The 8,954-nt window shown below is 37.0% G+C and carries 11 protein-coding genes and 1 pseudogene; all 12 read right to left on the reverse strand.

All coding sequences use genetic code 11. From position 1 onward, the window contains the following. Positions 1-431 (reverse strand): flagellar hook assembly protein FlgD (locus AT685_RS06700; protein ID WP_320409078.1); only part of this gene is annotated, 431 nt, incomplete at its 3' end. A gap of 14 nt (positions 432-445) precedes the next feature. Beyond that, on the reverse strand, positions 446-1,822 hold the full coding sequence (locus AT685_RS06705; protein WP_072152041.1) for a flagellar hook-length control protein FliK: 1,377 nt from the start codon (positions 1,820-1,822) through the stop codon (positions 446-448). Beyond that, positions 1,819-2,403: a MotE family protein gene (locus AT685_RS06710; protein WP_072150922.1), complete on the reverse strand. Its 585-nt coding sequence runs from the start codon at positions 2,401-2,403 to the stop codon at positions 1,819-1,821. Before AT685_RS06710 ends, AT685_RS06705 begins: the two co-directional genes overlap by 4 nt. A 3-nt stretch (positions 2,404-2,406) precedes the next feature. Beyond that, entirely contained in the window at positions 2,407-2,835 is a 429-nt protein-coding gene (locus tag AT685_RS06715; RefSeq protein WP_072152042.1) for a flagellar export protein FliJ, read from the reverse strand. Positions 2,836-2,842: 7 nt separating this feature from the next. Then, positions 2,843-4,167: pseudogene (fliI, locus tag AT685_RS06720) on the reverse strand (flagellar protein export ATPase FliI). Further along, positions 4,167-4,898: a FliH/SctL family protein gene (locus tag AT685_RS06725; RefSeq protein ID WP_143713164.1), complete on the reverse strand. Its 732-nt coding sequence runs from the start codon at positions 4,896-4,898 to the stop codon at positions 4,167-4,169. The pseudogene fliI and the gene AT685_RS06725 overlap by 1 nt, the downstream one beginning before the upstream one ends. Continuing rightward, positions 4,876-5,904: a flagellar motor switch protein FliG gene (gene fliG / locus AT685_RS06730; protein ID WP_072149784.1), complete on the reverse strand. Its 1,029-nt coding sequence runs from the start codon at positions 5,902-5,904 to the stop codon at positions 4,876-4,878. Before fliG ends, AT685_RS06725 begins: the two co-directional genes overlap by 23 nt. Beyond that, entirely contained in the window at positions 5,889-7,466 is a 1,578-nt protein-coding gene (gene fliF, locus AT685_RS06735) for a flagellar basal-body MS-ring/collar protein FliF (RefSeq protein ID WP_072152044.1), read from the reverse strand. Before fliF ends, fliG begins: the two co-directional genes overlap by 16 nt. An 18-nt stretch (positions 7,467-7,484) precedes the next feature. Then, positions 7,485-7,781, reverse strand: coding sequence for a flagellar hook-basal body complex protein FliE (gene fliE / locus AT685_RS06740; RefSeq protein ID WP_072149782.1), 297 nt, complete (start codon positions 7,779-7,781; stop codon positions 7,485-7,487). Positions 7,782-7,784: 3 nt separating this feature from the next. Continuing rightward, entirely contained in the window at positions 7,785-8,003 is a 219-nt protein-coding gene (locus tag AT685_RS06745) for a hypothetical protein (protein ID WP_072152045.1), read from the reverse strand. Next, complete coding sequence (flgC, locus tag AT685_RS06750) at positions 8,000-8,497, reverse strand: flagellar basal body rod protein FlgC (protein WP_072152046.1); 498 nt, start codon at positions 8,495-8,497, stop codon at positions 8,000-8,002. The genes AT685_RS06745 and flgC overlap by 4 nt, the downstream gene beginning before the upstream one ends. After that, the gene (gene flgB / locus AT685_RS06755) at positions 8,494-8,925 is read right to left on the reverse strand and encodes a flagellar basal body rod protein FlgB (RefSeq protein WP_072149779.1); all 432 of its coding nucleotides are present in this window, start codon (positions 8,923-8,925) and stop codon (positions 8,494-8,496) included. Before flgB ends, flgC begins: the two co-directional genes overlap by 4 nt. Positions 8,926-8,954 lie beyond the last annotated feature (29 nt).

Below are 8,954 nucleotides of genomic sequence, written 5' to 3' on the forward strand. Positions count from 1 at the left end.
GATCTAACCAAATTTCCAGCGGAATCAAAAATTTTAATCTCAACTGAACTTGCATCGCCTTTTAACTCGTATCCAAATTCAATATCATTCCCCGCCTCAAGTTTCAAAACATCTCCATAAACTACAACCTTTTTACCGATTAAGTTTGAAATCAAAGCATTCGTAATTGAACGATTCGTCGCATAACTTGCATCAATGCTTTTCAAAAGATTTGAATTGATGTTATAAAGTTGCTCAACAGAACTAAACTGCGCAAGCTGAGAAGCAAATTCTGCACTTTGAATAGGATTCAACGGATCTTGATAATTCAACTGCGCTATCAAAAGCTTCAAGAAATCGTCTTTCCCAAGAATTGCCTTATCGGGATTTTGAACACTGCTTCCCGATGATGGAATGTTTTTAAAATTCTGAATTGAATTGATATTTTCCACAGCTCCCACCTCCTTTAAATTATTGCCTCTATTAAACTACCACCGTAAATTTTAACTGTCTCAAAAGAGTCAAAAACCTTCCTTTTACTTGTTGCTTTCCTTAAAAATTGCTCACGCTCTGAGTTTGAGAAATTATAATTACTATCAAAGTTTTCAGCCACAAGCAATACATCAATCTTTTCTGGTTTCACATTGCTTGACTCAAGCGTTGCCCTCAAACTATCAAACCTTGACTCAATCATCTGCTTTGTCTTGTAATTTTTAACCTCAAACAAAATTCTTACGCCACCTTCACCTTGCGAAATTTTAACCACTATCTCCCCAATCTCTTTTGGTTTAACCTTCAAAACAACCTCCCCTCGTTCAAGATCCTTGCTTTTCAAAATAAAACTTTTAACAAATTCTGGGATATCTTGAGCCTTTATGTGAAAAACTGGTCTCTCTACGCCTATTCTCTCATCTAAATCTTTGATATCAACATCAACAAAATTTCTCGTATTAATTTTTTCAAGCATCCTTTCAAACTTGGAATCCTCTAAATAATTCCCTTTGAAATTGCGCCGAAATTCAAAATTATTATTCATCTGCTCGCTTTTATAAACAGCCGAAACCCGAGATTCCATTGTTGCGCTAATTCCCTCGTTATCTTTCACATTTTCACCTTGAGATTGATGCCTCATCAATTTCGGAGTGAATTTCTCTTCACTTATTTTAAATTCAAAACTTAAACCTTTATCAAGCCTATCTTCAAAAATTTCCTTTTCAAACATCATCACCTGTTCGCTACCCATTGACCCTGTAACTTGAAAATTGCATTTACTTTTTTCATTTACATTCTGACTATTTATCTCAACTTTTCTCAATTTCGTAATATCAAACTTGATCAGAGGCACAGATTCATAAGCACAGTTTATCTGCCCGTTCCCCTGATAGTTCAAGGCACTGTTTCCTGCTTTTTGAGTTTTGCTATCCGACATCTCAACAACATTATGATTTCCGCTATCATCACGCCTGTTTACCAATTCTGAAACTTGAGAAATTCTATTTTGCTCAACTGTTAATTGAACTATTTTTGCAATTTTAAAATTGGCAATTTGCTTGGCTTGATGATTCTGAGTTTCGGTTTGTGTTAATTCTTTAAATTCTGAGGCGCAACTCACTGCCTGCTTTAACTCCACAACTTGAATACAAGAATCTCCACCGCTCTCAGCTGATTTTTCGTTTATGAGATGTAAGCTCGCTTCACTTCTCTCAGCGCTTGCAAAAAGCTGAATTAAAAGAAGTCCTAAAATATCACCAAAATTTTCCGCAATTTCGTTACGGGATTTAGAACCTCCCTCAACTTGAACTGAGGCGAAATTGTTTAATATGTTGTTTAAAATTAAGTTCATTTCCCGTTAAGTTTTGAAAGTTTAACTGCCTTTTTCGTGTTAAGTTCGGAAAGTATCTTCGCAGCTTGACGTCTTTGCATATTTAAAATGATAGCAAGCGCCTCATCTTCAGACATATTTTCAAGAATCCTTGCAGCTGTTTCTGGCTCCATTGCCTCATAAATTTTCGCTAAAGATTTAACTTTTTCACTCTGTTGACTTGAAGCCTGCTTTTGCAACTTTTCAATAAGAAAATCTTTTCTCTTCATCTCAATTTCAAGGTTACGGATCATACTGATAAGCACATTAACGCTATCTTTATACCTCCCCAATTCTGCAAGCGTTTTGTTATGCAAATTTTTTAAACTATCAAGTTTATATGCTTCAACATATTCAAACCCAATTGAGCTTGTATCTTCCCATACAATTCCAAGCGAATCATTTTTAACTTTGATAGAATCAATCATCGCCGAAACAGGGGCTGAACTTGGGATCGGTCTGAAAAGTTCGGGATGAAGTTTTGAAAGAACATACATACCCTCAAAAATCGTCACAAAAGAAAAAGTGAAACCAAGTATGTAACCAAAAATTGACTTTCCCATATATTACCTGTTCAATGTTGCTCTGTGTGAAATTGAGTCAAGAAGTGATTGTTCTTTCTTTTGATAATCCTTTAAAATTTGCTCGTTAAACTTTTGTTTTAATTTTTCAATCATTCGTTTGTTTTGATTCGTTTTCACCAAGATATCACGCTTTTTCTCCTCTTCTTTGGAAATTTTTTCAAGCATATCCTTTTGCCTTTCAACTTGAACAGCGATTGCATTTAAATAGGCATATTGAATTTGAAGATCAACCGCCTTGATTTTTTCTTCAACCTCCATATTTTCCATTTGTCGTATTTTCTCCGTTTTAAGGTCTTCTAATAATTTTTCGGCATTTTCACGAATTACTTTAATCTCCGAAAGTTCCTTTTTGTATTTTTTTTCCTGTATTTGACGAACCTTTAGAACGGGGTCAAGTTTGAAACGAGCCATTTTCACCTCAGATTAATTTTGCAAGTTCAATTAAACGAGCAACCGAATCTTCAAACTCTGCTTTTTCCTTTATATCCTGTTTTAAAAACTCCCTTATTTTTTCAATCATTTGCAACGCTTTATCAATTTTTGGATTGCTACCTTTAGCATAGGCTCCAATGTTTATCAAATCTTCCGCTTCTCTATAAGTTGCAAGTATATCTATTATTTTCTCAGCTGATTTTTTATGTTCGGGGCTCACTATATCTGGCATAAGTCTGCTTATACTTTCAAGTGGTTCAATTGCAGGATAGTGTCCCATATTTGCAAGTTTTCTTGAAAGGACAATGTGACCATCAAGTATAGACCTTGCTGAATCAGCAATTGGCTCATTAAGGTCGTCACCTTCAACGAGAACTGTATAAAGCGCTGTGATGCTTCCCTTTGAAGAGGTTCCAGCACGTTCAACAAGCCTTGGAAGCAAAGCAAACACTGAGGGAGTATAACCTTTCGTTGTTGGTGGCTCACCAATTGCAAGCCCGACCTCACGCTGAGCCATCGCAACACGAGTTAAAGAGTCCATCATAAACATAACATCAAAACCTTGATCCCTGAAATACTCCGCAACTGTTGTTGCAACAAGCGACGCTTTAACCCTTATAAGCGGTGGCTTATCACTTGTTGCAACTACGACAACACTTTTTGAGAGCCCAAACTCTCCAAGTTCTTTTTCAATAAAATCTCTCACCTCCCTGCCTCGTTCCCAATCAAAGCAATCACATTAACATCAGCATTTGTATGTCTTGCGATCATGCCCATAAGTGTGCTTTTACCCACACCACTGCCAGCGAAAATCCCAATTCTTTGCCCTTTCCCACAAGTAAGAAGTGCATCAATAGCTCTTACCCCAGTTGCTATTGGCTGATTTATCCTTTTCCTTTCAAGAGGTTCTGGCGGTTGATTATAAATTGACCTTATTTCATCAGCCTCAATCCATCCCTTTCCATCAATCGGACGACCAAGCCCATCTATAACCCTACCAAGAAGATTCCTTCCAACTGGAATTGAAAATGCTTTTCCAGTTGCAACAATTTCACTACCAGGGCTTATCTTATTTATATCACCAAGAGCCATTGAAAGAACACGATTATTTTTAAACCCAACTACTTCGGTAAAACAAATTGCCTCATCATTTCTGGATCTTATAATACATACCTCACCAAGTGAAGCAGACGGACCAACTGATTCAATTACAAGTCCAATGACTTGCGTTACCCTCCCATTGACTTTGACCATATCAAGATGTTCAATCTTATCAAAGTATTTTCTCATTCTAAATTCAAGACCTATCATTATCTGATGCCCTCAATGAGTGAATTTTCAATTAATGAAAATTGTGTTGAAATTCTTGCATCAACATTTCCAAGCTCACTTTCAATTATACAGCCTCCCCTTTCAATTCCTGGATCTGCTTCAATGATGACTTCGCTTGCTGAGCCAAGCATTTGCAAAAGTTCTGGTTTTAACTCCCTTATAAGTTTTTCATCATCAGGGTTTATTCTCAACTTAATCTTCTCAATTCCGATAACTCTCTTAATTGCTTCTTTCACCTGATTTAAAATAAAATCATCATTTTTCTCAATCTCACGCTTAACTATTTTTTCGGCAATTTTTATAGCAAGTGAGACAACGAATATCTCAACTTTTGTCTCAAACGATTCAACCTCGTTATAAAAACTTTTTAAAAGCTGCTCAAAAAGAGCAATATGTTCATTTAATTCGTTATTCATCTTCTCCCTTAAAATTCTTTCCGCATCCCTAAACCCCCTTTGATATGCTTCTCTTACCTTCAGCTCATATTCATCCTTTACTTGTGCTATTATTGTTTCAACATCAACTTCATTTCCCTTTTCAGCCGAATTTTGTGCATAATCGCTTAACGATTCAACCACCGATTCATCTTTTGCGTCAGCATCCGATAAATTCTTAAAATCCAAATCATCAATCTTCAATTCCTCAAATAGAAACCTTTCCTTCCACAATTGATTTTTTATTACCTTTTTAGTAAACAATGTCTTCTTCACCTCCTCTTCCTGCAATTACAATCTCTTGATTTTCCTCAAGCCGTTTTATAATCTCAACAATTCTCATCTGCGCTGCTTCAACCTCACGCAATCGCACAGGTCCCATATACTGAATTTCCTCCTGCAACATAGCAGCTGCCCTTTCTGACATATTCTTGAAAATCTTCTCCTTGATTTTTTGATCAGCACCTTTCAAAGCAAGGGCAAGATCTTTTTTGTCAACCTCTCGCAAGATTCTTTGTATGCTTCTATCGTCAATGTAAATTATATCTTCAAACAGGAACATCAATCTCTTGATCTCGTTTGCAAGGTCCGGGTCCTGCTCCTCAATCCTTTGCAAAAGTTCTCTCGCCTCCTGTGAACCAATCTTATTAAGAATTGACGCCACTGTTCTTGCTCCACCCGTTGCGCTGACTTCTTGACTTAAAGATGCCTCAGCCATCATATCAACAACATTCTCAAGCTCCGTTAAAATCGTTGGGGAAATTTTGCCAAGCTTCGCAATCCTATATACCACCTCAACTCTTAAATCCTCAGGAAATTGATTTATAACCTTTGCGGTTTGCTCAAGCGGGAGATGTGATAAAATCAACGCTATTGTTTGAGGATGCTCCTTCTGCAAAAAATTTGCAAGTTGTGTCGCATCCGCTTTTTTCAAAACAGAAAATCCTTTTATCTGCGTCATACCATGAACCTTCTCAACTATTTCAGAAGCTTTTTGTGGACCAAGCGATTTCTCAAGCAATGTTTTAGCATATTCAAAACCACCAACGATTATATATTCTTGAGCCTTCATCATTTGAAAAAATTCTTCAATTACAGCCTGAACAACGGATGAAGAAACTCCATCAAGCGATGAAATTTCTATTGCAAGCTGTTCCATTTCCTGGGGCTCAAGATGCCGAAAAACCTTTGAAGCAGTTTCAACATCAAGCGCAAGAAGCAAAATAGCCGCCTTTTGCTTACCCGTAAGATTTTCGTATTTTAAGTTTAACGCCTTTGCCATTTCGCTTTTTCCTCCTCAAGCAACCAAACTTTGATTAATCTTGTCGCCTGCTCCGAATTTTCACGAATATATTCCATAACTTTTTCTTTAATCTGCTCCCTCTTCATCCTCTCAAATTCAATCTCCTCCTCCGCTGGCTCAACTGCTTCAATTGTAACCGTCTCAGGTTCTTTGAGCGTCGGTTGAGGCTGAACCTGTGGAAATTCCTTAACTTCAACAGTTGGAATTTCCCTTTTAACCTTCAATCTACCAAGAAGAGAGAAAATCACTACGATTGAACCAAGTATAGCAAATCCAATCACAATTTTCTCAACAAGATCACGCCAATTCTCCCTCTTGTCCTCCCTTCGCACAAATTCCACTCCCTCACCTGCTGGTTCAAAGGGAATGCTCACAACTGAAATCTGATCATTTCTATCAGGATTAAAACCAACAGCGTTTTTAACTATCTCTGTCAACTTTTGGATTTGTTCCTCATCACGTGGGATATATTCAACCTTCTTAACCCCATCAACTTCACTCACTTTATAAGTTCCATTTACGAGAACAGCAACAGAAAGTCTTTTTATATTTCCAACGCTTTCAACTATTCTTTGAAGTGTTCTATTAACCTCATAATTTGTTATCGTATTTGTCCTCTGAGAATTTGTGCTGGCAAACGACGAATCAACTGAACTACTTCTTTCTTGAGTTGTCTGCTCACTCCGAACGACAGTTTTATCTGGATCATATTCTTCAATTGTTTTCTCAACCTGCGTAAAATTCAGCTCCACATCAACCCTTACAATTGAATTTCCCTGACCAAGAACACCATCAAGCAAACTTTGAACCTTATCAGCAAGATACTGCTCAACGCTTCTCTTTAGCTCATATTGTTTACCGCTCACCTTTTCAAGCGGATCAGATTCCGAATTATCCGATAAAAGTCTCCCTCTGGAATCAAGTATAGTGACATTTTTCGGGTCAAGACCTTCAACGCTATTTGCAACAAGATAGGCGATACTTTGGACATTTTCACGCGTTATCCTCGTCCCTTGCTTTAGCTTAAGTATAACTGAAGCTGTTGGTTCTTTTTGGTCTTCTTTAAAAAGAGTTTTCTCAGGCATAACGATATGAACCCTTACTGCTTCAACACCCTCAATTTGTAAAATCGTTCTGGCAAGCTCCCCTTCAAGTGCTCGTTTATAATTTATCTTCTGAACAAAATCCGAAACGCCAATGTTGTTTTTGTCAAAAATCTCATACCCAACAATACTTGAATTAGGTAACCCTTCACCGGCAAACTGAAGTCGTAACTCATAAACGTTTTGCCTTGGGACAAGTACCGTCCGCCCGTTATCCTCCAGTTTATACTCAATTTTCCTCTCCTTTAACCTTTCAATTATTTTACTTGCATCCTGCGCCTCAAGATTTGAAAACAAAACACCATATTCAGGCTCACGAACCCACGAGATCAAAAATGCAAAAACAACAATTGAAGCAACTGCAACCCCGATGAGTAAAACTTTCCTCGCAAGTGATAATTTGTCCCAAAACTCTTTCAACTGAGAAATTGTACTCATTAAACTCTATGAATTTTTTTAAACCTGTAAACGCATCAGCTCTTTATATGCCTCAAGCATCTTATTCCTAACTTCCATTAAAAGTTCAAAACTTGTCTTCGCCTTTTCAACAGCAATCATAACATCGTGAATATCACTTATCTCTCCCGTTATTGCTTTCTCTATCGCTTCACCCGCTTCGTTTTGAAGTTGATTTACATCTTTGATAAACTCTTTTAAAACATTTTGAAAACTTTCAACGCTCTCTTTTGCTCTCCATTTTATATCAGAATTTGAAGCTTCAACCGAATCAATCAAATTAATGGGCTTCAACATAATTCACACCTTTTTGTTAATTATCTTACCTGCTTCAAAAATAGAACTGTCACGCAAATCATAACGATAATATTCCCTTATCCTTTCAACATCATCTGGGAAAAGTTTCTCAAAAAATTCAATCTCTTCCTTACTCAAAACTTCAACAGATCTGGAAATTTTCAACTTCTGAAAATTAAAATGATGAAAATAACTATTTACACCATCAACTTTCATGCTCATATCTCCATTGCGTCTTTCGCCACATTTTTTGAAGCATTGAAAGCAGTCACATTCGCTTCATAAGAACGTGTTGCCGAAATCATATCAACCATCTCAACGATGATGTTAACATTAGGCATATGAACATAACCATTCTCATCAGCATCAGGATGTTCTGGATTGTAAACGAGCCGTTCAGGGGAATTATCCTCAACTATTTCCGTCACCACTCCTCTTATGATGTTCTCATCTTGCGTAAATTCAAACAAATCAGAAGAAAAATGGTTTTCATTCGTCGTCTTAAGACCTATCGTTTCATTTTTCAAAACAGATGTAAAACTTTGCTCAGGGGAAGACCTCATCACCACAACCTTCCTCCTGTAAGGAGTTCCATTCTCAGTTCTTGTTGTTTCAACATTTGCAATATTTTCAGCGATAACGGTCATCCTTTTCCTTTGAGCACTCAACCCCATTGCACTTATGTTAAAAGATGCAAATAACCTTTCAATCTTCATACGCCCCCTCCTTTTATGCTTTTTTGAATTCCCCTGAACGACTCAGCAATTAATCTGGAAGCAAGCCTATATCTTATTTGATTCTTCGCAAGCTCAACCATCTCTTGATCAATATCAACATCATTCACACCACTTGCAAGTGGATCTGGGTTATAATCTGAACTTTGCCGTGCAATTTCTGGTTGAACATCATTAATATCTTTTGCACCAATTGCAATGTGTTTCTCATTTGTCCTCATTCCCTTTATAAATTCCCCACCCAAATTCCTTTGAAGCTCATCTTCAAATTTAACATCAACCCGCCGGTATCCAATTGTCGTTATATTTGCTATATTTGATGCAATCGCCCTTTGTCTTAACGAATACGCATCAAGAGCTTTTTCAAGAAGCGGAATTTTCGTCCTGTTGAAAAGAAAAATTTTTAACATTTTCACATCCTCAATTTATTGAGCATAAA

The organism is Candidatus Kryptobacter tengchongensis, assembly GCF_001458555.1.
In the GTDB taxonomy this organism is placed as follows: Bacteria; Bacteroidota; Ignavibacteria; order Kryptoniales; family Kryptoniaceae; genus Kryptonium; species Kryptonium tengchongense.

Coding starts and splice junctions, on each gene's coding strand:
- AT685_RS06705 (WP_072152041.1), bottom strand. CDS start 1,822: ATGAACTTAATTTTAAACAACATATTAAACAATTTCGCCTCAGTTCAA.
- AT685_RS06710 (WP_072150922.1), bottom strand. CDS start 2,403: ATGGGAAAGTCAATTTTTGGTTACATACTTGGTTTCACTTTTTCTTTT.
- AT685_RS06715 (WP_072152042.1), bottom strand. CDS start 2,835: ATGGCTCGTTTCAAACTTGACCCCGTTCTAAAGGTTCGTCAAATACAG.
- fliG (WP_072149784.1), bottom strand. CDS start 5,904: ATGGCAAAGGCGTTAAACTTAAAATACGAAAATCTTACGGGTAAGCAA.
- fliF (WP_072152044.1), bottom strand. CDS start 7,466: ATGAGTACAATTTCTCAGTTGAAAGAGTTTTGGGACAAATTATCACTT.
- fliE (WP_072149782.1), bottom strand. CDS start 7,781: ATGTTGAAGCCCATTAATTTGATTGATTCGGTTGAAGCTTCAAATTCT.
- AT685_RS06745 (WP_072152045.1), bottom strand. CDS start 8,003: ATGAGCATGAAAGTTGATGGTGTAAATAGTTATTTTCATCATTTTAAT.
- flgC (WP_072152046.1), bottom strand. CDS start 8,497: ATGAAGATTGAAAGGTTATTTGCATCTTTTAACATAAGTGCAATGGGG.
- flgB (WP_072149779.1), bottom strand. CDS start 8,925: ATGTTAAAAATTTTTCTTTTCAACAGGACGAAAATTCCGCTTCTTGAA.